The sequence below is a fragment of the Rhodococcoides kyotonense genome, assembly GCF_001645385.1.
In the GTDB taxonomy this organism is placed as follows: domain Bacteria; phylum Actinomycetota; class Actinomycetes; order Mycobacteriales; family Mycobacteriaceae; genus Rhodococcoides; species Rhodococcoides kyotonensis_B.
Genome location: NZ_LVHI01000006.1, coordinates 69387 through 93947, shown reverse-complemented (window position 1 = coordinate 93947; position 24561 = coordinate 69387). Strand labels below are relative to the sequence as shown.

The 24561-nt window shown below is 65.1% G+C and carries 24 protein-coding genes; 14 read left to right on the top strand and 10 right to left on the bottom strand.

Annotation, left to right across the window (positions count from 1 at the left end; all coding sequences use genetic code 11):
* Positions 1-2 precede the first annotated feature (2 nt).
* The gene (locus tag A3K89_RS05225) at positions 3-1412 is read left to right on the top strand and encodes an FAD-dependent monooxygenase (RefSeq protein WP_068422875.1); all 1410 of its coding nucleotides are present in this window, start codon (positions 3-5) and stop codon (positions 1410-1412) included.
* 94 nt (positions 1413-1506) lie between these two features.
* Here the strand turns inward: A3K89_RS05225 and A3K89_RS05220 are convergent, their stop codons facing one another.
* Positions 1507-2433: a LysR family transcriptional regulator gene (locus tag A3K89_RS05220; RefSeq protein ID WP_068422873.1), complete on the bottom strand. Its 927-nt coding sequence runs from the start codon at positions 2431-2433 to the stop codon at positions 1507-1509.
* A 142-nt stretch (positions 2434-2575) separates the two neighbouring features.
* On the opposite strand from A3K89_RS05220, the gene A3K89_RS05215 reads away from it, so the two are divergent.
* From A3K89_RS05215 to A3K89_RS05205, 3 genes are all read left to right on the top strand, one after another.
* On the top strand, positions 2576-3949 hold the full coding sequence (locus tag A3K89_RS05215; protein WP_068422870.1) for an SLC13 family permease: 1374 nt from the start codon (positions 2576-2578) through the stop codon (positions 3947-3949).
* Between the two features lie 104 nt (positions 3950-4053).
* Positions 4054-5172 (top strand): PrpF domain-containing protein, encoded by a 1119-nt coding sequence (locus A3K89_RS05210; protein ID WP_068422867.1) that lies wholly within the window; start codon positions 4054-4056, stop codon positions 5170-5172.
* A 73-nt stretch (positions 5173-5245) separates the two neighbouring features.
* Complete coding sequence (locus tag A3K89_RS05205; RefSeq protein WP_068422856.1) at positions 5246-6859, top strand: Na+/H+ antiporter; 1614 nt, start codon at positions 5246-5248, stop codon at positions 6857-6859.
* Here the strand turns inward: A3K89_RS05205 and A3K89_RS05200 are convergent, their stop codons facing one another.
* On the bottom strand, positions 6860-8758 hold the full coding sequence (locus tag A3K89_RS05200; protein ID WP_068422853.1) for a flavin-containing monooxygenase: 1899 nt from the start codon (positions 8756-8758) through the stop codon (positions 6860-6862).
* Positions 8759-8916: 158 nt separating this feature from the next.
* Here A3K89_RS05200 and A3K89_RS05195 point away from each other — a divergent pair, with 158 nt between their 5' ends.
* Genes A3K89_RS05195 through A3K89_RS05180 form a run of 4 tightly spaced genes read left to right on the top strand, consistent with a single transcriptional unit; the run spans position 8917 to position 12888 of the window.
* A complete protein-coding gene (locus A3K89_RS05195) occupies positions 8917-9570 on the top strand; it encodes a nitroreductase family protein (RefSeq protein ID WP_068422850.1) in 654 nt (217 codons plus the stop codon).
* 17 nt (positions 9571-9587) lie between these two features.
* Positions 9588-11159, top strand: a complete 1572-nt coding sequence (locus tag A3K89_RS05190) for a class I adenylate-forming enzyme family protein (RefSeq protein WP_068422847.1) — start codon at positions 9588-9590, stop codon at positions 11157-11159.
* On the top strand, positions 11156-11776 hold the full coding sequence (locus tag A3K89_RS05185) for a TetR/AcrR family transcriptional regulator (protein ID WP_068422845.1): 621 nt from the start codon (positions 11156-11158) through the stop codon (positions 11774-11776). Before A3K89_RS05190 ends, A3K89_RS05185 begins: the two co-directional genes overlap by 4 nt.
* Positions 11773-12888 carry a serine hydrolase domain-containing protein gene (locus A3K89_RS05180; protein ID WP_068422842.1) on the top strand — a complete coding sequence of 372 codons (1116 nt, stop codon included), beginning with the start codon at positions 11773-11775 and terminating at the stop codon, positions 12886-12888. Before A3K89_RS05185 ends, A3K89_RS05180 begins: the two co-directional genes overlap by 4 nt.
* A 39-nt stretch (positions 12889-12927) precedes the next feature.
* Here the strand turns inward: A3K89_RS05180 and A3K89_RS05175 are convergent, their stop codons facing one another.
* Positions 12928-14349, bottom strand: coding sequence for a protein adenylyltransferase SelO (locus A3K89_RS05175; protein ID WP_068422839.1), 1422 nt, complete (start codon positions 14347-14349; stop codon positions 12928-12930).
* A gap of 47 nt (positions 14350-14396) precedes the next feature.
* Between A3K89_RS05175 and A3K89_RS26100 the strand changes: the two genes are divergently transcribed.
* From A3K89_RS26100 to A3K89_RS05160, 3 genes are read left to right on the top strand one after another with little or no spacing between them, the layout of a single operon-like run.
* The gene (locus A3K89_RS26100; protein WP_254303432.1) at positions 14397-15407 is read left to right on the top strand and encodes an MSMEG_6728 family protein; all 1011 of its coding nucleotides are present in this window, start codon (positions 14397-14399) and stop codon (positions 15405-15407) included.
* A gap of 10 nt (positions 15408-15417) precedes the next feature.
* Positions 15418-15963, top strand: coding sequence for a DUF2231 domain-containing protein (locus tag A3K89_RS05165; RefSeq protein WP_068422832.1), 546 nt, complete (start codon positions 15418-15420; stop codon positions 15961-15963).
* A gap of 1 nt (position 15964) precedes the next feature.
* Positions 15965-16144 (top strand): hypothetical protein, encoded by a 180-nt coding sequence (locus A3K89_RS05160; protein ID WP_068422829.1) that lies wholly within the window; start codon positions 15965-15967, stop codon positions 16142-16144.
* 12 nt (positions 16145-16156) lie between these two features.
* Here A3K89_RS05160 and A3K89_RS26570 read toward each other — a convergent pair whose 3' ends face one another.
* Both A3K89_RS26570 and A3K89_RS05155 read right to left on the bottom strand, forming a co-directional pair.
* Positions 16157-16288, bottom strand: a complete 132-nt coding sequence (locus A3K89_RS26570) for a hypothetical protein (RefSeq protein ID WP_261768936.1) — start codon at positions 16286-16288, stop codon at positions 16157-16159.
* 97 nt (positions 16289-16385) lie between these two features.
* Entirely contained in the window at positions 16386-16760 is a 375-nt protein-coding gene (locus tag A3K89_RS05155) for a histone-like nucleoid-structuring protein Lsr2 (protein WP_068422826.1), read from the bottom strand.
* A 251-nt stretch (positions 16761-17011) separates the two neighbouring features.
* Between A3K89_RS05155 and A3K89_RS05150 the strand changes: the two genes are divergently transcribed.
* Complete coding sequence (locus tag A3K89_RS05150; RefSeq protein WP_068422823.1) at positions 17012-17731, top strand: GAF and ANTAR domain-containing protein; 720 nt, start codon at positions 17012-17014, stop codon at positions 17729-17731.
* A gap of 3 nt (positions 17732-17734) precedes the next feature.
* Here the strand turns inward: A3K89_RS05150 and A3K89_RS05145 are convergent, their stop codons facing one another.
* Positions 17735-18151 carry a hypothetical protein gene (locus A3K89_RS05145; protein ID WP_157105242.1) on the bottom strand — a complete coding sequence of 139 codons (417 nt, stop codon included), beginning with the start codon at positions 18149-18151 and terminating at the stop codon, positions 17735-17737.
* Between the two features lie 199 nt (positions 18152-18350).
* Between A3K89_RS05145 and A3K89_RS05140 the strand changes: the two genes are divergently transcribed.
* Positions 18351-19121 carry a hypothetical protein gene (locus tag A3K89_RS05140; protein WP_068422817.1) on the top strand — a complete coding sequence of 257 codons (771 nt, stop codon included), beginning with the start codon at positions 18351-18353 and terminating at the stop codon, positions 19119-19121.
* Here the strand turns inward: A3K89_RS05140 and A3K89_RS05135 are convergent.
* Complete coding sequence (locus tag A3K89_RS05135; protein ID WP_068422811.1) at positions 19118-20977, bottom strand: CheR family methyltransferase; 1860 nt, start codon at positions 20975-20977, stop codon at positions 19118-19120. The two genes, A3K89_RS05140 and A3K89_RS05135, sit on opposite strands and share 4 nt — an antisense overlap.
* 135 nt (positions 20978-21112) lie before the next feature.
* On the opposite strand from A3K89_RS05135, the gene A3K89_RS05130 reads away from it, so the two are divergent.
* A complete protein-coding gene (locus tag A3K89_RS05130) occupies positions 21113-22132 on the top strand; it encodes a chemotaxis protein CheB (protein WP_068422809.1) in 1020 nt (339 codons plus the stop codon).
* Positions 22133-22160: 28 nt separating this feature from the next.
* On the opposite strand, the gene A3K89_RS05125 is transcribed toward A3K89_RS05130, so the two are convergent.
* Genes A3K89_RS05125 through A3K89_RS26245 form a run of 3 tightly spaced genes read right to left on the bottom strand, consistent with a single transcriptional unit; the run spans position 22161 to position 24558 of the window.
* On the bottom strand, positions 22161-22979 hold the full coding sequence (locus tag A3K89_RS05125) for a sialate O-acetylesterase (protein ID WP_068423007.1): 819 nt from the start codon (positions 22977-22979) through the stop codon (positions 22161-22163).
* A gap of 11 nt (positions 22980-22990) precedes the next feature.
* Positions 22991-24184, bottom strand: coding sequence for a lipase family protein (locus A3K89_RS05120; RefSeq protein ID WP_157105241.1), 1194 nt, complete (start codon positions 24182-24184; stop codon positions 22991-22993).
* Positions 24181-24558 carry an LGFP repeat-containing protein gene (locus A3K89_RS26245; RefSeq protein ID WP_254303439.1) on the bottom strand — a complete coding sequence of 126 codons (378 nt, stop codon included), beginning with the start codon at positions 24556-24558 and terminating at the stop codon, positions 24181-24183. The genes A3K89_RS05120 and A3K89_RS26245 overlap by 4 nt, the downstream gene beginning before the upstream one ends.
* Positions 24559-24561: the final 3 nt, after the last annotated feature.

Sequence of the window (24561 nt, the reverse complement as noted above, 5' to 3'; positions counted from 1 at the left end):
ATATGCATGATGTGGTCGTCGTCGGCAGCGGTCCGACAGGATTGATGCTCGCCGCTGAATTACGGCTCGCCGGAGTGGATGTCGTCGTACTCGAACGGCGCGGGTCGCAGACTCCGGTCGGGTCACGCGGCGGCGGAATACACGCGCGCACGATCGAATTGCTCGATCAGCGCGGCATCGTCGATCGGTTTCTCACGGAGGGCACTACCATTCCTGCCGCGACGTTCGGCAGCACTCGGATCGACCTGAGCGCCCTGCCGACGCGCCACCCGTACACACTTGCGTTGTTCCAGAACCACATCGAACGCATCCTGCTCGGCTGGGCCGAGGAATCGGGCGTCACGATCCGCCGCGGTATCGAGGTCACCGGTATCTCGCAAGACCCTGACGGCGTCGCCGTCGAGACCTTGTCCGGCTCGGTGCGGGCACAGTATGTCGTAGGCGCCGACGGCGGTCGCAGCACCGTGCGCCGCGACGCAGGAATCGACTTCGTCGGTCCCGACGCGTCCCGCAGCAGTCTCATCGCCGAAGTGCAGGTCACGGAGAAGCTGCCGGACGCAGGCAAGGTCGACGAACGCGGCGTACACGGACTGCACCCGATGGGCGACGGCGTAGTTCGGGTGGTGGTCACCGAGTCGGACATTCGAAGGGCCGAGCCCACTCTCGACGATCTACGGGATGCATTGACCGACGTGTTCGGCACCGATTTCGGAGTGCACAGCCCAACCTGGTTGTCGCGCTTCACCGATGCGACGAAACAGGCGGCGTCGTATCGCGTCGGTCGTGTCCTCCTGGCGGGCGACGCTGCCCACGTGCACTCGCCCACCGGCGGCCAAGGCATCGGACTCGGGGTTCAGGACGCCGTCAACCTGGGCTGGAAGCTCGGGCAGGTCGTGCGGGGCGAATCAGACGAGTCTCTGCTCGACACCTATCACACCGAGCGGCACCCCGCCGGCGCTCGAGCGTTGAAATACACGATGGCGCAATCACTTTTTCAGAAAGCCGACCCGCGGCAGGAAGCGTTACGTGACCTGCTCGACGACGTTCTCCGCGTCGACGACGCTTCCCACCGCATCGCTTCACTGATCACCGGACTCGACGTCGCCTACGACCTCGGTCCTGGTCACCCACTGCTGGGTCGCCGGATGCCGGATCTCGACATCACTACGCCCGACGGGCCGACACGCGTGTTCGAGTTGTTGCGTGACGCCAGGCCGGTACTGCTGAGTTTCGACGGTTCCGGCCTCGGCATCTCTGCCACCGTCGCGGGCCGGTGGACTCTGCCGGTGGTCGGAGACGTCCCAGCGCCGTCAGCCGTCTTGATCCGCCCCGACGGTCACGTCGCCTGGGTCGGAGAGGGCACGTCCGACGGACTCGACGACGCGCTGCACCGCTGGGGCTTCACACGTTGACATCGAACCCCAGATCGACGTCTCACGCCGCCTGCCCCCGTCGCGCGAATTACCCGTCGTGAGTGCGAATGTAGAGCCTGCTCTACATTCGCACTCACGACCGGTGCCCGGCGATCCGATCTGCCGCCCCACGCAGCGCACTCGATACCGCATACATCGCAGGCGTGTACTGACGACGTGCCAGGGAGGCGATGTAGATGACGCGGGTGGGAACCCGGTCTGCCGAACGAAATGCGAGCGGCTGAACATCGGGCCGGTGATGTACCACTGCCAGACCCGGCACCATTGCTATGCCGACCCCCGCAGCAACCATCGCCTCGATCTCCTGATAATCGTGTGCCTCGTAGACCACCTCTGGCTCGAAGCCGACTGCTCGGCAACTGCGGTACAGAACCTCAGCGGCCGGATGGTCGTTGCTTCGCATGATCCACCGCGCCCCCTTCAGGTCCGGGAGCGCCATCTCGTCGGACGCACGGTGGTCGTCGACAGGCAGGAGCAGCATCGTCTCGTCTTCCATCAACGATTCGAGTGACAGCGATCTTTCCGCTTCTTCCGTCCACGCGTAGCTCCACAGCAACGCCAGATCGACCTCGCTGGAATGCAGCATCTCCAGCAGCTGCGGACGTACCGCAGAGCGAACGCGAACGTCGACGCCGGGCCACCGCGCGTGGTACTCCTTCAACGCATCCGACAGCAGCGACGAACTCACCGTCGGAAACGAGCCGAGCCGCACCGCACCCCGCTCCAGCCCACGTATTGCTTCGAGATCACCACTCGCGGCTCGCATTTCGCGCCTGAACAGCCGCGCGCGACTTGTCAGAATTTCACCGGCCTCGGTCAGCTGCACTCCCCGGGGCAGCCGCGTCAGCACGGGCTGTTTGATGCTGTTCTCGAGCTTGGCAATGCGCTGCGACGCGGCCGACGCGGTCATGTTGGCCCTTTCGGCGCCGGCCGTCAGCGACCCTGCTTCTGCGATGTCGAGAAGCAGGAAGAGCGTCACGACGTCGAACGAGTGCTGCATTCACTACCTGCCTTCAGTTGTACTAAACGAGACGGTAGCAAAACCGTATTGTTCTGAATCCGCGCGGTCAATAGTGTGACCTGTACGACGTTCAAGCGCTGAATGTGACCGCCCACGTTTCCCAGCCACCGAAAGACCCGCCATGACCTCCATCGAGATGCTCCCGCTCATCGCGCTCGTTGCGATGTTCGTGATCGCGACATTCTTCCCCATCAATATCGGCATCCTGGGCTTTGTCGGCGCCTTCGCAGTCGGCTACTTCGCACTCGGCTACGACGACAAAGAGATTCTCCAAGCCTTCCCGAGTTCGATCGTGCTCACCATTGTCGGGGTCACCTACTTCTTCGGTATGGCCAAACGCAACGGCACCATCGACCTGCTGGTCAATTCGTGTATCCGAGCTGTGCACGGGCGCGTGACAATCGTGCCGTGGGTGTTCTTCTTCTCTGCATCGGTGCTCACCGCGTTGGGAACCTTCAGCCCTGCTGCCGTCGCTCTGATCACCCCGGCCGCGATGGCGTTCGCCGCTCGCACCCGTATGAGTCCACTGGTCATGGGCATCATGACTATCAACGGAGCCCACGCGGGTGCGTTCTCACCCATCAGTGTCTCCGGCGTTCTGGTCCGCGACATCGTCGAAAACAACGGGCTGACCATCAGCCCATGGACGCTCTTCCTCGCCAGCTATGGAATCAACCTGTTGCTGTCGGTGCTCACCGTCGTCGGATACGGGGCTCTGGCGAAGATGCGCGGTCTCGAATTCACCGCAACCGGCACGAACAAGCCTGTCCCGACCAGCGGTTCGCGTGACGACGCACCGTCGTCGCTGGGAACACCGAGCACAGGCGGCGCCGCCGGAAGCACCCAAGTTCTGGCGCGACCGACGTCGACGACCCTGGTCGACGCTCCTGCCCCCGTCACCCGGGTCCAGAAACTCACGCTGTTCCTCATCGGCGCCCTGCTGGTGCTGGTTCTCGTACTGCACCTGCCCATCAGCTTCATCGCCATTGCAGCAGGCGCCGTCCTTGCCTTCACCGACCTGAAGAAACAGAACGAAGCTATCGCCGGGATCAGTTGGTCCACGGTTCTGCTCGTCGCCGGCATGGTCACCTACATCTCGATTCTCGAGGAGGTCGGCACCATCGACACGCTCGCGCACTTTGCAATCACGCTCGGTGCGCCGCTGCTCGTGGCCCTCGTGCTCTGCTACGTCATCGGACTCACGTCTGCGTTCGCGTCGTCGACGGCACTGCTGGCAGCCGTGATCCCGATGGCGATGCCCTTGCTCGGCAGCAGCACCCTGCCCGTGATCGGCGTGGTCGCAGCCCTCGCGATCTCCGCGACCGTCGTCGATGTGTCTCCGTTCTCGACCAACGGCGCCTTGGTGCTGGCAAACGCACAGAACATCGAACGGCCCCGCTTCTACCGTCAGCTGATAGTCAATGCCGGAATCGTCGTCGCCGTTGCGCCTGCGCTGTGCTGGTTGATCTTGGTTGTCGTACCAGGCTTCATCTGATGACTTAAGCGTTACTGAAGGACGACAACATTATTCGTAATTGTGCTTGAGCTCCGGCCCACCCAGGCTGGAACGGTACGACAATCTACGGCGGAAGGCACACCATGTTCACGCTTCGAGGCACGTGGATGCGAGGCGGCACCAGCAAATGTTGGCTGTTCAACGCCGTCGACATCGATCCATATATCGGCGACGCAGGCGGACTCGACAACATACTGACCTCGGCATTCGGTTCGGGCGATCCCCGTCAGCTCGACGGCGTGGGCGGCGGGAGTTCGACGACGTCAAAGGCAGCGATCGTTCGACGCTCCACCGCCCCAGGCATCGACGTCGACTACTTGTTCGCGCAGGTCGCCGTGGACAACCGCACCGTCGAGTGGGGCAGCAACTGCGGCAACTGCGCAACAGCAATCGGCCTCTACGCGCTACAGGCCGGTCTGGTTGCCGTCGACGACCGAGTGACGGTCGTCCGCATGCGCAATCAGAACACCGGCGCGGTGCTGTCCGCCGAGATCGCCACCCCTGGCGGACACGTACCCACTGACGGTGATGCCACGGTTCCCGGCACGACGGCCCGAGGCGTTCCGGTGGGTCTGACATTCACCGATCTCGCCACCGACCGCGTGTCTCTGTTGCCGACCGGCCAACCCGTCGACGAAATCACCCTGTGCGACAGATCCTTTCGTGGAACCTTCGTCACTGCGGGAGCACCTGCCGCCCTGTACGACGCGTCCGATCTCGGACTCACAGGAGCAGAGCCGAATGACGCTCTCTCCGAACATCTTTCCACTCTGTTCGCGCTTCGGCGCCAGGCGGCTCTCCGAATGGGACTCAGCACGCCCGACGAACCCATCACCCACGCGATCCCGAAAGTGGGAATCGTGGGGCCACCCCGGGACTACCGAAGTTCGGACGGTGCCCTTATCGGTGCGTCGGACTACGACATCTCGGTTCGAATGCTGTCCATGATGGCACCGCATCCTGCGATCGGCCTGACTTCCGCGGTGGCGGTGGCCGCCGCCGCAACGGTGTCCGGAGGAGTCGTCGCAGCCAACGCACGAATCGGGTGGCCCGGTTCGCTTCGGATCGGCACCGCGGCAGGCATTCTCGATGTCGACGTCGCCATCGATTCCCACGGGCTCCTGCAGTCGGTGACGCTGCACCGCGCGGTCCGCCGCATCGCCACCGCTGAACTGTTCGTCGCGGTTCCCGTTCTCACCTGAGCCGGATTCGTCACCAGGTTTGACGCCTCCACCTCGTGGAACCCATCTTCGTGAACTTCTGTTGTGACGAATCATGTTGAGCGGCCTCGGTCTGGTCCTGGCGGCGGTGGCGCTGATCGTCGCGGCCCAGGTGCTGTCCAAGAAGACCACCATCCCGTCCGCCGCGCTGCTGACGCTGGCCGGTCTCGGTGTGTCGGCGACGCCTCTGCCCGACATCGTCCTCGACCCCGACGTCGTCCTCACGCTGGTGATCCCGCCCCTGCTGTACAGCGCGGCGCTCAACTCGTCGCTTGTCGCCATTCGCAAGAACGCGTTGACGATTCTCAGCCTCTCGGTCGGTTTGGTGATCGCCACCGCGAGCGTCGTCGGAGTGGGTTTGTACCTGTTGATACCGACCGTCACGCTCGCCGCGGGCACGGCGCTGGGAGCGGCCGTCGCACCACCCGATCCCGTTGCCGCCCTGGCGGTGGGTCGACGCGCAGGCATCCCGCCGAGGCTGGTGACGCTGATCGAGGGCGAAGGACTGCTCAACGACGCGACGGCACTGACCATGCTGACGGTCGCGACGACGGCCATCGCCCTGCACGACATGTCGCCACCGGAAGCCGGGGGCCTGTTTCTCCTCGCCGCGGGCGGCGGCGTCGCAGTCGGTGTCGCCATCGCGTTCGTGATCCGGCTGGTTCAACGCGTCATCGACGATCCGCTGCTGCTGAACATCGTCTCGCTGGTGACACCGTTCATCGCCTACCTCGCGGCCGAGCACGTCCACGCGTCGGGAGTGCTGGCCGTCGTGGTGACGGCATTGATCGTCGGGCACGACACCCGCCATGCCGCGTCGAGCGCAAGCCGCCTGCAGACCGGCGCGGTGTGGCGCCTGATCGACGTCCTGCTGGAAGGTTTCGTCTTCCTGCTGATCGGCGAGCAGCTACCCACCGTCGTCGCAGGGCTGTCGGCCTATTCGCTACCCACGGTGGCGACGGCCGTCGGCGTCACCCTGGCAGGAGTTCTGCTTCTGCGCCCCGTGTGGCTGTACGTCACCGAGCGGCTACCGCGTCGCAAGAACCGCGAGGGCGCCGACATTCCACGTCTGAGCGGCCGTGAGATCGTCGTCATGAGCTGGGCAGGAACACGCGGCGTCATCACCGTCGCCGCTGCGTTCTCGCTGCCGTTGACGCTCGACAACGGGGATCCCTTCGTCGCGCGAGACCTGTTGCTGTTCTGCGCTTTTGTCGTCGTGCTGGTCACCGTGGTCGGCCAGGGCACGACGTTCGCACCACTCGTGCGTCGCCTGAACGTACGCGCCGACGCCGCGACCACGTCCCGGGTCCGCAACGAGGCGAGACAGGGAGCCGCGAAAGCAGCGCTCGCACAACTCGATCGAATCGCCAAGGACGAGAAGCTGAAGCCCGAGGCCACCACGGCCTTTCGAGAGGAACTGGAACACCGGATCGAGCGTTATCGCCGTCGACTCGATCACCTCGACAACGCCGACGAGACTTCCCTGGTCTCCCCGGCACAGCAGGCCTCGCTCGGCACCAGGCGCAAACTGATCGCGACGCAGCGCGACGAACTGCTGCGCTGGCGAGACGCAGGCCGACTACCCGACGAGGACATGCGAGTCCTCGAACACGAACTCGACCACGAGGAACACGCCATGCATCTGCCCGGCTCGGGTCCGGCCTCGTAGCTATCGACGCGCGGGTTCGACGACGAAATCGTCCAGATCGGCGTGGCGGGTCATCTCCCAGTAGTCGACGATCCGCCACGGAAGCGTCGACACCACTCGTCCGGCGTCGTTGCGGTACCAGTTGTTCATGCCCTCGTGCGTCCAGATCATCCGCGCATGCGCCTCGTCGTGGCGGCGCACGTAGTCCTCTTCGACGTCGGGCCTGCATTCGACGGCGCCGATTCCATTGTCCGCCATGGTCGTCAGCAGATCGACGATGTACCGGACCTGGAATTCGGCGATCGTGATGTAGCTGCCGCCGTGGCCGAGAACAGTGCCCGGCCCGCACGTGATGAACAGGTTGGGATAGTCCGGCACGGTGATGCCCAGATACGCGTGCGCGTCCTCCGGACCCCAGAAATCCTTGATGGACTTGCCTGATCGACCGCGAATGTCGATGGGGCTGAGCAGCTTGTGCGTCTCGAATCCGGTGGCGAGGATGACGACGTCGACCTCGGCTTCGGTACCTTCCGATCCCACAACGGAATTCGGTCCGATCGACGCGACTCTTTCCGCCACCAACGTCACGTTGTCTCGTTTGAGCGCGGCGAACCACCCGTTGTCGAGGAGCATCCGCTTGCCGAAGGGCGGGTAATCGGGCAACGACTTCTCGATCAGATCCGGCCTACCCTCCAATTCGCGCTCGAGGTACCGCGTGAACACCCGGCGATGCGCGTCGTTGATCGCGTTGATCGACCGCTCGGGCGTCTCCCACTCGGGATCGACCTGAAGCGACGGATGCACACGATCGTTGAAGTTCCACGCCAATCGCGTTCGGTACCACAGCCGATACAGCGGAACGACGTCCATCAGGTAACTGACGTCGTCGTGGATAGGCGCGAAATACACGTCACTCGACGTCACCCACTGTGGCGAGCGCTGGAACACCGTCGCATGTCCGACGGTCGACGCGATGGCGGGCAACACCTGCATCGCACTCGCACCCGTTCCGACGATAGCGACGCGTTTGCCGCTCAGATCGAGATCGGCCGGCCACTCGGCGGTGTGGAAGATCGGACCGGTGAACGTGTCGAGACCCGGAATGGACGGCACTTTCGGACGGTTCAACTGTCCGGTCGCGGTGATCACGGCGTCGGCCGTCAGCACGTCACCGGCGGTGGTGGTCACCGTCCACGACTGCCCGTCGGCGTCGTAGACCGCGTTCGCCACCTCGGTGTCGAACTGGATGCGTCGTCGTAGATCGTGTTGTGCCGCAACGTCACGGAGGTACTGCCACACCTCGTCACGCTTGCCGAAATGCGTGCTCCACGCGCGCGGCTGGAACGAATACGAGTACAGGTGACTGGGCGTGTCGACGCCCGCGCCCGGGTACGTGTTCTCGAACCACCCACCGCCGACGTCGGAATTCTTCTCCAGCACAACGTGTTCGATACCGGCCTCGCCGAGCTTGATCGACGCCAGCATGCCGGAGACCCCGGCGCCGATGACGATGACCGACAGGTCGCTTTTCACGGGCGTCCGCGCGGGTTCGTCGACGAAGCCCATGTCCTCGGCGACCATCGACGCGAACTCCGCAGGCACGTCTTCGCCGACTGCGGCGCTGATCATGTCGACCAGATGGGCGCCGCTCGGGGACGGCACCGCCATCGGGACGCCGTTCGCCCAGTCGGCGATGGCGTCGAGCGCGGCCACCCGGATGCGCGACGCCACCTCCGGTGCGAACCCGCCGCTGTCGTTGTCGTCCATGCCGCGGCTGCGGGTGGGCCGGTAGGGATCCTGCAGCCACGCGTCGTCGCCGGTCAACTGATAGAGGACAGCGACGAGGCTGGGCATGTTGGCCGCGTCGAGAGCACGTTCCAGCCGCGCTCGGTCGATCGCGGTCGCAGCAGTGACGGACACCGGACACCTCCTGGTAGCGGAACTGTTCCAAAACTAACCACAGTTAGGTATCTCGGCACAAGGGTGGTCTCGAAGTGCCGTTTTGGGTATTGACAATGTGTCGCGGACCACACAATGCTGTTGCACATACCTAACGATGGTCAGGCGAAGGGATCGACATGGAACTCACCGAAGCAATGCGCACCACCGGTACGTGCCGGCGCTACGCGGACACACCGGTCCCCGACGAGGTCTTTCGCAACGCCTTCGACGTCGCTCGCTTCGGCCCGCAGGGCGGCAATCGTCAGCCGGTCCGCTGGATCGTCGTCCGCGACGCCGCCCGCAAGCAGGCACTCGCCGACCTCTACCTGCCGATGTGGGACGCCTACTTCGCCGGTATCACCGGAGGCACCGTCGCCGTCGGCGCCCTGCCCAAGACGGTGCAGGACGCGGACTACTTCGCCCGCCACCTCGCGGAAGTACCGGCCATCGTCGTCGTGTGCGCCGCGCTCGACGGTCTGCACCCGACGGACCACGAACTCGGTCGCCTGTCCGTCGTCGGCGGCGCGTCGATCTACCCGACCGTGCAGAACCTCTGCCTCGCGCTGCGCGACCAGGGCGTCGCCACCGCGGTGACCACGCTGCTGTGCCATGAGGAACCGGCCATCCGCGAGTTGCTCGAGATTCCCGACGAGTACATCACCGCCGCGCACATCGCCGTCGGCTATCCCGAGAAGTCGTTCCCGAAGAAGCTGACGCGTAGCCCGGTGGAGGACATCGTCGCCCTCGAATCCTTCGGCCAGCCCATGTTCGCGCCCGCCGCAGCACTCTGATCTCCAGGAGACCACCGATGCCCGAGCTTGCCAGTCAGTTCAGAAACCGAATCGGTCGCGCCACGATCGGCGATCAACTCCGCCGCCACGCGCGCACCAACCCGGACAAGACCGCGTTCATCAGCTACAGCGCCGACGGCACCCGCCAGGTCACCACCTACGGTCAACTCGACACTCGCGCAAACCAATTCGCCAACCTGTTGATCGACCTCGGGGTCGGCCGCGGCGACCGCGTCGCATCGATGGCACGCAACAGCGTCGACGTCGTCGTCGCCTACTACGGCACGCTGAAGGTAGGGGCGGCGTTCACCGGCATCAACGTCATGTACCGCGAACCCGAGGTGCGTCATCAGCTCGAACACGCGGAGCCGACGGTCGTCGTCGCGGATTCCGCATTCGCCGACGTCATCACGGCCGTCAAGCCCGAAAGCACCACGCTCGTGGCCTTCGGCGACAACTACGACGAGCTGACGTCGAACACTCCGACGACCGAGCCCGAGGTCGACCTCGACGAGAACGACGTCGCCATGGTCATCTACACCTCCGGAACCGAAGCGGCGCCCAAGGGCGTCATGATTCCGCACCGCAACTTCCTCGTCTCGACGGCGCCGGCATGGAGCTGGGGGCTGCGCACCGGCCCCGAGGACACGTGGCTGTTCGTCATGCCGTTCCACACCATCGCCGGCCTCGGCTCGATGACCACGCTGACGCTGATGGGCGCAACCCTGGTGTTGCCTGCGACCGTGGATCCGGCACAGTCGCTGCGCATCATCGCCGACGAGAAGGTGTCCGTCATCGCGCAGACGCCGACGTTCTACATGGCGTTGGCGCGAGACCAGAGCTTCGGCCCGGCCGCGGTCGGACAGGTACGCCGGTGCATGACGTACGGCGGCCAGGTCGCGCCCCACACCATCTCGGCATGGGCATCGGCTGCACCCGACGCGATCTGGGGCACCTACTGGGGACAGTCCGAGCTGTCGCAACTCGGCTCGGTCGGCTGGTTCTCCACGCTCGACGACATCCCCGGCGGCGACGCGTCGTGGATCGGCAAGCCGGTCACACACCTCGAGATCAAGGTGGTCGACGCCGACGGCAACGACAGCGAGATCGGCGAATTGCTCTGCCGCACTCCGTCCGTCATGCTCGGCTACTTCAAGAACGAAGCCAAGACCGCCGAGGTGTTCGACGGCGGCTGGGTCCACACCGGCGACATGGTTCGCATCGACTCCGACGGAAATCTGTTCTTCTACGATCGAATGAAGGACATGATCAAGACCGGAGGTATGAACGTGTCGTCGCAGGAAGTGGAGCGGGCCATTCACGCTCATCCCGACGTGCTGCGTGCTGCCGTCGTCGGAATGCCCGATCCGTACTGGTCCGAGGCCGTCACCGCGTTCGTCATTCCCGCCGAGGGCGCCGCGCCCGATCCGCAGGCGATCATCGAACACTGCCGCGGGCAGTTGGCGTCGTACAAGACGCCGAAGGCGGTACATATCGTGACCGAACTGCCTGTCGATCCGCAGGGCAAGATTCTGAAGCGCGAACTGCGCTCGCTGGCGCCGACCGAACCCGTGCAGGAGACCGTGTGACACTGCCCGACGACGCCCAGGAGCTCCCCCGCCAGGTCCGGACGCGTCGACGTCGCGAGGACATCGTCGCCAAGGCAGCGGAGATCTTCGCGCGCGACGGGTACGCGGCCGTCGGCATGAGAGACATCGCCGACGCCGTCGGAATCAAAGGTGCCAGCCTGTACCACCACTTCTCGTCGAAAGAGGAGATCCTGTTCGCGGTGTGCCTTACCGTCACCCAGGAACCGGCGGAACAGACGCTGCCCCTGCTCGACGCACCCGGCACTCCGACCGAACGACTGTCGGCACTGGTGCGTGCCCATCTGATTCACCTGAACAGTCGGCGCGTGGAATACATTGTCGGGCTGCACGAATTGGCGGCGCTGACTCCCGAGCATCGGTCGGTGATCGAGGACTACCGCCGGCAGTACCAGCGACGCGTCCGCGATGTCGTCGCCGCGGGTATGCGCACGGGCGAATTCACCGTCGGGAACGCACGTTTGGCGTCGTTCGCGCTGACCGACATGCTCAACGGCATCAGCGCATGGTTCCACGGGGACGGTGCCATGAGCATCGAGGACGTCGCCGACGAGTACGTCGACCTGGCCGTCCACCGACTTCTCGGTGACCGGCGATGATCGTCGAGCCCGGTTTCGAACGGGTCCACGACGCGTTGACCGCGAATCTCGCTGCGGGAGAGGAGCTCGGCGCCTCGATCGTCGTCGACATCGACGGCAGGCGCGTCGTGGACGTGTGGGGTGGTCACCGCGATCTCGCCCGTTCCGAGCCGTGGGCCGAGGACACCATCGTCAACGTGTGGTCGACGTCGAAGCTGGTGACGAACCTCGCGGCGTTGATGCTCTTCGATCGCGGCCTGCTCGATCCGTATGCGCCGGTGTCGCAGTACTGGCCCGAATTCGCCGCCGCCGGAAAGGAGTCCGTCGAGGTACGGCACATCCTGTCGCACACGTCCGGGGTATCGGGCTGGGACCGGCCGTGCGTCGTCGAGGACCTGTACGACGCGGACAAGGCCGCTGCTCGTCTCGCCGCCCAGGAACCGTGGTGGGATTCGCGGACGACGTCGGGCTATCACGCCGTCAGCCAGGGCACCCTCGTCGGCGAGTTGGTTCGACGCGTGACCGGAAAGACGTTGCGGCACTTCGTCGACGAGGAGATCGCCCGGCCACTGGGCGCGGATTTCCAAATCGGCGCCCGCGAGCAGGACTGGCCACGCATCGCCGACGTCGTTCCGCCTCCGGTTCCGACGGACGTCGTGCCGGACCCGTTGAAGGTTCGTCGTCGCACGTTCCTCGGCCCTGCCGTCCGTGCAGAGTCGGCGAACACGCCCGAGTGGCGTCGAGCCGAGATCGGTGCGGCGAACGGGCACGGCAATGCTCGTTCGGTGGCGCGGATCATGTCGGCGCTCGCGCGTGGCGGAGTGGTCGACGGGGTGCGCCTGCTGAGTGACGATGCGGTCGCCCTTGCGTTCGACGAACAGACGAACGGCGTCGATCTGGCGCTCGGCGTTCCACTGCGCTTCAGCATGGGTTACGCACTGCCGCAGCCGGATACGATTCCGTACATCCCCGACGGCCGCATCTGCTTCTGGGGCGGCTGGGGCGGATCGTTGACCGTCATGCACCCCGATAGCCGAATGACCTTCTCGTACGTGATGAACAAGATGGGGCCGGGGATCGTCGGGTCGGATCGGGCGAAGCAGTATCTGACGGCGGTCTATTCCTCCATGTGAACGGAAATACATAACCGGCTATGTATTTTCGTGCACATGCTATGTGCCGCAGAAAGTCTGAAAACCCTCGGTGAACACCTGCGACGCAGGCTCGGCGTACTCGGACCGGTCGTCACGCCGCTCGAACGGGTGGGTGACGACGTCGAGCAACGTCTCGAACGGGCCGAGGTCGCCCGCCGTCGCCGAGCGCAGCGCCGCGTCGACGAGATGATTACGCGGGATGTAGATCGGATTGACGCGGTCCATGGCGTCGGCGACGGCCGTGACGTCGTCAGGCAGGTAGCCGCGCCAGCGCTCGACCCACGGCGCCAGGACGTCAGGAATCGTTGCAGCACCGCGTAGTTCGTCGGCGAGTGCACGGAAGGTGCCGGTCCAGTCGAGACCGTTGTCGCGCATGATGGTCAACAGATCGTCCGCCACGGCCGGGTCGAGTTGTGTGACACCGAGTTTCGACGCCAGACCGTCGGCGAAGTTGCGGCCGTACCGGTCCGCGTAGCTCTCGAGCACCTCGGTGACGGCGGGCACCGCGTCGTTCGGATCGGCAGCGACGAGCGGCAGCAGCGTCTCGCCGAAGCGCGCCAGATTCCACTGCATCACACCGGGCTGGTTGCCGAAGGCATAGCGCCCGCCGTGATCGATGGAGCTGAACACCGCATAGGGGTCGTACGCGTCGACGAACGCGCACGGGCCGTAATCGATCGTCTGCCCCGAGATGGTCGTGTTGTCGGTGTTCATGACCCCGTGCACGAATCCGGTGAGCATCCACTGCGCGACGAGCCGGGCTTGCGCGTCGACCACCGCCTCGTAGAACTCCAGGTAGCGACCCGTCAGATGCGGGTAATGCCGGGCGATCGCGTAATCGGCGAGCAGCTGCAGCTGACCTTCGCGCCGGGCGGCGAACTCGAAGGTTCCGACGCGCAAGTGGCTGGCCGCGACGCGCGCGAGAACGGCACCGGGCTCCGGCTCACTGCGCATGACGCTGCGGCCGGTGGCGGTGACGGCGAGCGAGCGCGTCGTCGGAATGCCGAGGGCATGCATGGCCTCGCTGACCACGTACTCCCGCAGCATCGGGCCCACGACGGCCAATCCGTCGCCTCGCCGCGCGAACGGCGTGCGGCCCGACCCCTTCAGATGCAGGTCGACGCGGCCGCCAGGGCCGTTCAGCTCGCCCAGCAGCAGCGCCCGTCCGTCACCCAGCATCGGCACGAACCCGCCGAACTGGTGCCCGGCGTACGCCATCGCGACCGTCTTCGCCCCGTCCGGAGGCGTCGCACCGGCAAGGACGTCCGGCGCGCCGCGAAGGGCGTCGGCGTCCAGACCGAGCGACGACGCGAGCGCGTCGTTGAACACCAGGATTCGCGGTTCCGGAGCTTCCGCGCCCTGCCACGGCACGACGAGGTCACTCAGCTCGTCGGCGTAGGTGCTTTCGAGTCCGTGGAGAACTGAGGTCGGTGCAGCCATGAATTCGAGAGTAACCGCGCCTCGTGCTTCCGGCCTCGTGCGTGCGAATGTATAGCGGGCTGTACATTCGCGCGCACGGGTTTGCGGGACCCACCATCCGGGCACGCGCCACCGTGCAGACATTTCTTCCCGATGCCGGCTTCGTCCGCTCGGCGCGGGCGCTCGACGACAAGCGCCTCGGCAAGCAACGCGTCGAAACCTTCCAGATTCTGCGCGCCCTGATCTGGCCGACCTACGGATGGAAACGACACCCCGCGGTGACGATGTGGCGCGGCTTCACGCCTGCGCTCGTTGCCTACGGCGTCGCGACGTGCCGGGAATGGGCAGCGCGCGGTCATGCCGACGCGCTCGAACCACAATTTCTCGACTACGGCACTGCGCGCACCTTCGCTGAATTGAGCCGCGAGGGCCGTCTGCCACCATGGCTCGGGGACGACGCCGTCCACGAGAGCCACCGACGGGCATTGGCGAACAAGGCTCCCGAGCTCTATCCGAAGGAATGGTCCGGCGAGCCGGGATACGTGTGGCCGACACCGCCGTACCCCGTGTGGCCGTTGCCCTTTCGCGTGGGACGCGACCCACTGACCTCGGAGACGCCGACGAAGACCGTCGGCCATCTTCTCGACGTCGGAGCACCCGGTGCCGCCATGCTCGAACCGGGGTATCCCGCGTGGGACGCGTTGCGAGAGTTGAAGAAAGGCGAGTCCGTCGACATCGAGTTCGACGAACCGTCGACGCTCACGATAGCTGCCAGTCGGGTGCGTGCCGGACTGACCGCATGCATTCTCGATCGCGACGAACCGACCGACGATCCGCTACCCGACGCGACGGCCGAGCAGGGAGGGACCGTGTCGACATCGGTCGCCCGTACGCCCGGCGAACTCGACCGCGAGGCGATGGCCGTCGAGAAGACCGATCCAGGACGAATCCGCTGGTTTCGACGCGGCCAGGCCATCGACCCCTCCGACTTCTCCCTCGTCGTGACCACCGGCGCAGAAATACCGCCCGAGCTGTCCGAATTGCCGACGCTGACGATTACGAGCTCCGAGCGCGGGTAACCGACCGGGTATGAACCTGACTCCGCTGTTCCTGCCGTTGGAAAAAGCGTCACTGCTCGACCCCGTCAGCGATACCGTGGCCACGAAGTTGCGGTCCGCATTGGACGGCTCACCCGTGGACGGGCTGCTCCGAGGGACCTTCGTCGGACACCCGATGCATCCGATCCTGGCGTACTCGGCCGTCGGAACGTGGAGCAGCGCTGTGCTTCTCGACCTGACCGGGGGTAACGCCGAAGCCTCGCGCCTGCTGATCGGCGCCGGACTCATCGCCGCCCCGACGGCCATCGCGACCGGCTGGGCGACCTGGTCGACTCTGACTCGCGAGCAGCGACGCGTGGGCCTCATCCACGCGGGCAGCAATGCGGTCGCGGCCGGGCTGTTCGCGGCGTCGTATCGCCGTCGATCGAAAGCAGTGAATTCGACGCCGGACAAGACCGCCAAAGCGTTGGCGCTCGCGGGATTCACCGTCGCCGGGGTCGCCGGAGCGCTCGGCGGACACCTCGGGTTCAACATGGGCGGCGGAGTCGCAGCCCGCGCAGTCGCCGCGGGGGTGTGACATGGCCGTCGACAACCGATTCGCTGCTGTGAAGGCCAGCGGAGTCACCGCCGACGGGGTGCGCCGATTCGCGGACGGCAGTTCGGAAAACCTGAATCCCGACGCGCTCGCAGCTCTGACCGAAGCGAACCTGACGGAGTCCGAACTGCACGACCTCGCCGAATGGCTCGAAACGGCCTAGCTCGAGAATGCTCTAGAAGGTTCCGCCGCCGAGAATGTGGGCGAGACCCAGCCCGATGAACGTGATGACGTAGAGGGGCCCACGAATCGGGTCGCCCGCGCTCGCTCCTTCGTGCAGCCAGGTGAGGAAATCTGCCGATCCCATGGGCCCTCTTCTCGTCGGTGTCCGTCCTGTGATCCGCTCCGATGGTAAGGCGTGAAACCTTCACGTCGGCAGCGAATCGCAGGCAATTGTCGACGCGTCAGTGCGCGTCCTCGTACGCCTCGACAATGTCGGCCGGAATACGGCCACGATCGTTGATTTCGTAGCCACTGTCGGCGGCCCACTGACGGATGGCCCGAGTCTGCGATGCATCGCGCTTCACGGGCGCGGCAGCCTTCGATGCGGCTTTCGTCGTCACTCCGGCCGAAGCGGCTTTTCTCTTGCGTCCGCCGACCCGCGTCGCGTAACCGACGTAGTAGTCGATTTTCTTGCGAAAGTCGTTGGCGTTTTTGTTCTTCAGATCGATCACGTAGTCGACTCCGTCGAGCGAGAACTCGATGGATTCACCTTGGCCCTCATCGATTGCAGTGCCGTCGATGTCGTCGATCAATTCGTAGATCACTTGCTTCGCCACGTTGCGATACCTTCCGAAGTTTCGATGAGTGAGCCTCAGGTTAACTACTGTAGGTCCAGAAACGTGAATCGGAGTGACAGACATCGCCGAAAAACGCGACGGATTCCACATATTTCGGAACTATTCCGACGCGGCGAACCTTTCGGTACGAATGCAGCGCGGTGCCGCGTTTCGTTTCCGAGACGCAATCGCCGACAGGCTCCTGGTGTGACAGGGTAGGAATCGGATCACTACTCGCAGAGGAGGCCCGGATGCAAACGAACACACATTCGGTGCGGCGCGCGATCGCGGATCTGGCACGGACGATGCACGCGTCCAGCGGCTCGGGTTCACACACAGCCGACGACGTCATCGCCGAGGTCACAGCCGGTGCCACGCGATTCGTTCCCGGTGTGGACCATGCTGGAATCAGCTTGCTGCAGCGCCACGGAAAGAAGCACACGTTCGAGGCGAAAGCGCCTACCGGCGCGGTTTCCGAGTTCATCGATCGTGTCCAGAACACCGTCGGCGACGGCCCGTGCCTGGATGCCATTCGCAACAGGTGCACCGTTCTCGTCGACGATTACTCGACCGAGTCCCGATGGCCCGAGCTGACCGCGGCCCTGCTGGACAGCACACCGGTCCGTTCCAGCGTGTCGATCCTGCTGTACACCGACCAGCACTCGATCGGAGCACTCAATCTGTACTCCGAAACGCCACACGCATTCGGGGAGACAGTCGTCGACGAAGCCGAAGCCCTCGCCGCGCACGCCGCAGTCGGTATCTCCGGGGCCCGTCGAGACGAGCAGTTCAGGTCCGCACTCGTGTCACGCGACATCATCGGACAAGCCAAGGGAATAGTCATGGAACGCTTCGGACTGGACGCGCTTCAAGCTTTCCGTCTACTGAGCAAGCTGTCCCAGGACCAGAACGTCCCCGTCGTCCAGCTTGCCGGACAACTCGTCGCCTCGGAACACCCGAAACGGCGATAGGGATCAGCGACCGCCCGAAAGCCGTTGTCGTGCACTACGTTCGGACGCGAAATCCGATTCGGCCTCCCGCTGACTGACCGCACCGGCGATGTTGTTCTCCCAGGCCGCCTTGCGGTGCTGGGCAGCAGCCTTCCGATGCTCGTCCGCGTCTCCGAAGCCCAGTTCGATGGCGCGCTCGTGCACTTCTGCTGCGCGCACGTGCGCCATCGACGCCCGGTAGTGACCATCGGAGGCGGCGAGATGCGCTCGCGCAGCACGTTCGTACGCCATGTCCGCGCGGGTCTGCGCAGACCGCGCGGTCTCGGGCGTGCACGGTTTACCGGACTTCAAGTCCAGACGCCGCTGCTGCAGCTCCCGCGCTCGGGCGGCTGCTGCATTCCCTCGTTCCACCGGACCGACCGGCGCTCTTTCGGCAGTCACGGAGCCACCCATCCAGACATCCGTTCCACCCAATTTCGTCGACGTCGGTGCCCCTACTGTATGCCTATCTCGGGCGCAATCGTATTGCGTGGAAGAGGAGTAGACTCACCCCTGACCGCGTTCAGTCGAGCACGAGCTGTCCCGCGTCCGAATCGATGCCAATTGTCATGGCTCAGAGGCACTTCCGTTAGGCAGACCGTTGTCCGAAGAAGTAGCAATCACGACCGAGTGGGTCAGCCAGATCCCTGTCGTGCATTTTTGCGGCGTTCTCGACGCGCGAAGTTACTTGCCCGTCCGAAATGCACTCGTCAAAAATGCGACCGATTCGCCCGCAGCGGTCATCGCCGAAGTGGACCAGCTTGCGGCCACAACGGAATCCGCATGGACCGTTCTCACGAGCGCCAGCTGGTTGCTCCGCCGCTGGCCGGGGATTCCGCTGGCCGTCGTCGCCAGTTCCGATCGGCGTCGCCGCGAGCTCACCCGCAACGCCATCACTCGCTACGTGTCCGTCCACAGCAGCGTCGCCGCAGCGATCGAGGCCGTCCATTCCGGGCCGTCCGCACCATCCTCTCGACTACGCGCCCGGTTCGAGCGGCCGCGTACCCCCTCGGTGTTGATTCAGATGCGAGATCTGGTGACGGAGACGTTGACAGAATGGGACCGGGCCGACTGCATCCCAGCCGCGCGATGCGTCATCTCCGTGCTGGTCGGCAACGTACTGCAGCACACCGACAGCGACCTGGACCTGCGCATCGAGCTACGCGGTGATCATCTCACCCTCGCGATGCGCGACGGCAACCCTGCTCCAGCACTTCTGCGCGAATCGGCGGCGACGTCGAACGTCTACGTCTCGGGGCTGGCGATCCTGTCGTCGCTTTCCCACTCGTGGGGTACCGCGCCTGCCGACGACGGGAAGACGGTGTGGGCAGTGCTGGGCCCGGAGCAGTACCGGGCCCTGACCACCGACTAGCTCGAACCGCCCGCGGCGCCATCGGACTGCATCAGCAACATCGCGCCCCTGATCTCGCGTTCGTGGACCTTGAACGGGCTGCATCTGACCGTCACCTGCACCGGCCGGCCGCGGCGATTGATCGCGTCGAGCTGGATACTGCCCGAATAGCTCTCGTCGACCAATGCGTTGCCGATCAACGGACGCAGCTCGGCCGTCGGCAGCCCGATGTCCAGGTTCAACAGCTGTCGACTCCGCGCTTCCTGCTCGGTGACGCCCCACAACTCGGTCGACGCCCGGTTCCACACCGTCACCCGCATGTCGCGGTCGACGACGATGATGCCGACGTCGGCAGAGTCCAGGATCGAATCGAAGAACTCCTGCGCCTGCGTCAACTCGACGGTCTTGTCACCGAGAGTCCCGTTGATCTCGTGCAACTCGTCGTTGGTCGACTGCAGCTCCTCGTTCATCGTCTCGAGCTCTTCGTTGGTCGACTGCAGCTCTTCGTTGGTGGTCTCGAGCTCCTCGACCGTCGACTGCAATTCCTCGTTGGTGGTCTCGAGTTCCTCGTTGGTCGACTGCAGTTCTTCGTACGCGTTCTCGAGCTGCTTGTTGGTCTCCTCGACCTTGTCGAGCAGCGCACGGGTGGTACTGACGTCGAAGAACGCGATGGACACCCCGACGAGACCGTTGCCCGCGTCGATCAGCGGATTGACGTGGATCTCCAGCCAGATCGGCTGATTTCCGTGTTGCAGCCATTCGACGTCGCGAATTCTCGACGACCGTCGCTCGACCTTGGCCTGCTCGACGTACCCGCGCAGCTCGACGGGCCGATACGACAGCTCGAGATCACGCAGCAGCCGTCCGACGTCGCGAGCGGACAATCCGAACAACGACTCGGCCTGCTGGTTGATGAGCGCGACGGTCTCGTCGCCGGTCAGCACGACCTGCGCGACCGGCGTGAACCGAAAAGCCAGATCGCGCAGGTTGGAGACGCCGGGCACGTCGTCGTGTCCGCCGTTGGTCAGCATGTCGCCGGAGGGCCTCATCGACAGTCCGCGCTGATCGATCGCCTTACGGAACAGCCGGTTCTTCAGATCGAACGGCGCGAAACGATCACTGTGGCTCAGCAGCATCTCGGCGTGGCCGAGGAAAAGAATGCCGTGCGGCGCCAGCGCGAAATGAAGTCGGCCCAGTACCCGACGCTGCGTCTCGGCGTTCAGGTACATCAGCGTGTTCCGGCACACCAGCAGGTCGATCCGCGAGATCGGCGCATCCTGCACCAGATCGTTGCGTCCGAAGATGACCGCCCGACGCAGATCCTTGCTGAAGACGTACCGGGTGCCGTCCTGATCGAAGTAGCGCTCGAGATGCTCGGGCGGGATGTTCTCGACGGCTTTGGCGGGATACGACGCCTGACGGGCCTCGGCGAGCGCGTCCTCGTCGACGTCGGTCGCGTAGATCTTGACGCGTTGACGGAAGCTTTCCGGGCCGACGGCGTCGGCGATCAGCATCGCCAACGAATACGCTTCCTCACCGGTCGCGCATCCGGCGCTCCAGACTCGAATCGGGTCATCGGGGCCACGCTGCGCGAGCAGCTGCGGGATGACGATCGTCTTGAGAATGTCCCACGCTTCCGGATCACGGTAGAACGCCGTCACGTTGATCAAAATGGTGTTGAACAGGGCACTGAACTCGTCCGAACTCGCCTGCAAATGATCGAGGTAGTCGGCGAAATTCTCGAATCCGATCTGGTCCATGCGATGGCGCACACGACGCATCAACGAGGTTCGCTTGTACCCCGTGAAGTCGAAACCGCGCGAATCTCGCAGAAACCGCAGCAGCGCCTCGAAATCGTCGTCGAGTTCCTCGGCCACACCAAGTCCTTTCACACCGCAGCTGACTGCCGTCGCGCGGCAATGACAGGGTTCATTCTCGCTTATCGGACCCGCCCCGTGGGTTCGGGCCGAAGTATTCCGGTGAGAACCACTGCAGCCGGGTAGGTTGAGGAAGTGGTTACGAACGGTCCAGCCGTCATCGCCCTCGGCGCCTCCGCCGGCGGCGTCGAGGCCCTGACTGCCCTCGTCGCGCACCTGCCGAGCGACTTCCCGCACGCCGTAGTGGTGGCGCTGCACATGCCTGCGCACGGAAACAGCGCACTCCCCTCGATTCTCGATCGTTCCGGTCTGCTCCCTGCGGTCACGGCAGAAACCGGCACGACGCTGAAGCCCGGAGTCATCTACGCCGCCCAGCCCGACCGACACCTGCTCGTCGAGAACGGCACGATCCACCTCAGCGAGGGACCGACCGAGAGCGGACATCGGCCGTCGATCAACACTCTCTTTCGATCCGTCGCACTGCATTCAGGTTCGCGCGGCGTCGGTGTCCTGCTGTCCGGAGTCGGCGACGACGGTGTCGACGGCCTCGCCGCGATCGCGGAACGAGGCGGCGTCACCATTGCCCAGGACCCCGACGACGCCCTCTACTCGACGCTGCCGTGCCACGCCATCGAGACGATCGGCGTCGACCATGTCCTTCCTGTCGCGAAGATCGGACCGTTCGTGGCCGCCCTCGATCTCCCGAAGGAGGTCGAGACCGAGGACGTTCGACGGGGAATGGAGCCTGCCGGAGCGTCCGTGCCAGGACTGCTCGAGTTCGAGGAAGACATCGCCCGTAGCAATCGTTTCGAAACTCACCCGACCGCCGACGACCTCGGGCCTCCGTCCGGCTACGTCTGTCCCGACTGCGGCGGTGCGCTACTCGCGATCGACGACAAGAACAACTATCGCTGCCGGATAGGACACGCCTGGTCCGGCCCGGCGCTCCTCGACGCGCAGAGTGAACAAGTCGACCAGGCGCTCTCCATCGCGTTGCGCAGCCTGCACGAGCGCGCCAATCTCGCGACCGCACTCGCCAAGCGCACGAAACCCGGTGCACTGCAAGACAAGTACCGCCGGAACGCCGACGAGGCCCGAGAGGCCGCGGACACCCTGAGCGCAGCCCTGTCCAAGCAACCGTTCACGGGGCAGTAGGTTTCAGTCCGCCACGAGCCGAGCGCAACTACATGTTCGCGAAGCTGTCCCACATTCGCCGACCGAGTTCGCGCTGCCCGGCGGCGTTGTAGTGAATCTTCTCGGTCTCGCTGTTGTAGAGCCCGCGCGGCCCCGGCACGTAGACGACGCTGCCTCGACGACGCGGGGTGTCGCGATGGACCGCGTCGATCACCGGATAGTCCGGATGCGCGGATTCGATCTCGTCGGGCACCATCTGACCGATCACGAACGGCACTTCCCCGAACCGACCACGAACGGTGTCGATGACCGAATCCAGTTTCTGCGCATATACCGGGCCGGGGGTCAGCGGCACGTCGCTCTCCCCCTGATGCCACAGCACCGCAGCCAGACTGTTGCCTGGAACGAGCGCGAGCCCGGATTCGATGCGCGCCAGCGCATTCCAGAAGAGATTGACACGGGCTGCCCTGTCCGCCGGGTCCCAGGAAATTCCGTTCACGCGCGCGAAGGCCGAATCGCCGCGCGCGTAGGGAACCAGCAGGACAGGCCGACCGGTGTCGTCGGCGAGGCTTCGTGCGAACGTCGTCGCGAATCCGACTGCCTTGGAGGGTACTTCGTGGAAGAGCGGGTCACAGCCCGCGACGATCGTGTTCTTCGACCGACCCGACGACGCCCACTGATGCACCCGCGGGTGCGGCTTGTCCAGGCCGTCGCGATCCAGTCCGACGCCCGCGCCGTGCGCGTTCGATTGCCCCATCACCGCGACGACGAGGTACGGCTCGGTGAACGGTTCCACCGGCAGGCCCGTACCCAGCCGCCGCTTGACGACGTCCTTCGCACGAACTTCCAGGTTCCTTCGCAGACTCACGGCCCTGTCCTTCACTTGCAATCGTCGACGGCGGGTTCGTCGGCGAATCGTTCACCGATCCAGTGGTTCACCGCAGTGCCGTCGACGTCGCCGTGTCCCTTTCCCGGCTGTCGATCGATCGCGACGGTATCTCCCAGCGCACACGCCCTTCTCACGGCTTCGTCCGTCCAAACCGCATCGATGTACGTATCCGCGTCGCCGTACACCACGAGCATCGGAGCAGTGGCACCCTGCTGCGGGACGGACATCTCGTCGAGGAAGTAGCGCAACAGTCCGGCCGCATCCTCGGTCTTCGGCGCCAGGTCCGTCGGACCGATCCGCTTCGCCGCCTCACTGCGCGCCGACGCCCCGTCCGGGGTGCACGCGCTCAGTGCGTCCCAGTCCGCGGCGACGTTGCCACTGCGGTAGAGGTCCAGGTCCAGGCCCGGTAGCTTTCTCGACAGTGACTCCAGAACCCACTGCAGAAGCGGAGCCTGATCAGCGGTCAGAGTTCCTCGTTGCGCCTTGTCGACCAACCCTGCCATGTTGGCTCCTGGAGCGAGGCTCACCGATCCGAGCATCTCCAATTCCGGTGCGTACCCGGCCTGTTCGTTGGCCGCCCACGCTGCACCGCCGCCCTGTGAGCCACCGAAGGCGACCCACCGGCTGGACACGTTCGGAAACACGTGCCCGAGCGCACGAACCGCGTCGATCATGTTGTAGCCCGCTGCGATGTTGTCCAGGTACGGGTGCACACCGGGATGCCCTAGACCCTCGTAATCGGTGATGGCGACGGCGAATCCGGCCGCGGTGTATCCCGCGACGAGCGGCGCCACGCCGAGCAGGTCGGACGACAGCGACGGACCGCACGCCTCGTCGATCCCCGTCGTGCCGTGGCCGAACGAGATGACGGGCCAGCCTCCGTCGGGGGCGTCCCCGGTAGGGGTGAACATGCTGCCGGAGACCTCGACATCGCCGACACTTCGGTAGACCACCCGCGCCGCGTTCAGTCCGGACCGAGTGACGCTCCACGGAAGATTCGGCATCGTCTCGGCGCTGACGATCGAGCCCGGGCCCGTGCCGTTCTCCGCGATCTCGATCGGCTCCGACGGTCTGTCCCGGAGCGCGAACGCGGCGATCCCCGGGACGGCGAACAGCGACGGGGTGGCGGCGCAGCCCGCCAACAGGAGCGACAGGGACAGCGCAGCAACAAGTTTGAGTCTCATCGCGCCAGCACCTGCGCTCCCGAGTCGACTTCCCACCGGATGCGGCCGAATTCGAAGTCGGTCACCCGACCGGTACCGTCCTGGTACTCCTCCGACGTGGGATAACCGATCTCCGGCGTCCACGCGTCGAGAATCGCACCGCGCACCACGTGCACACCCGTTCGCTCCGAATGGAACACGCGGGCACCGCCGTCGGCGTCCAACTGCTGCATGCCCTGCACGTACGGCCCTGCCGGCAGAAAACCGGACGCCAGAACAGCCGACGCCACCTGATTCGGAGACATCGCGAAACCGTTCGCCGAGCGGAACAACACACCACCGGCGAATTCCTGCGCCACGTAAGGCCTGCCGATGCGATCGTGCCCCGGATACACCGG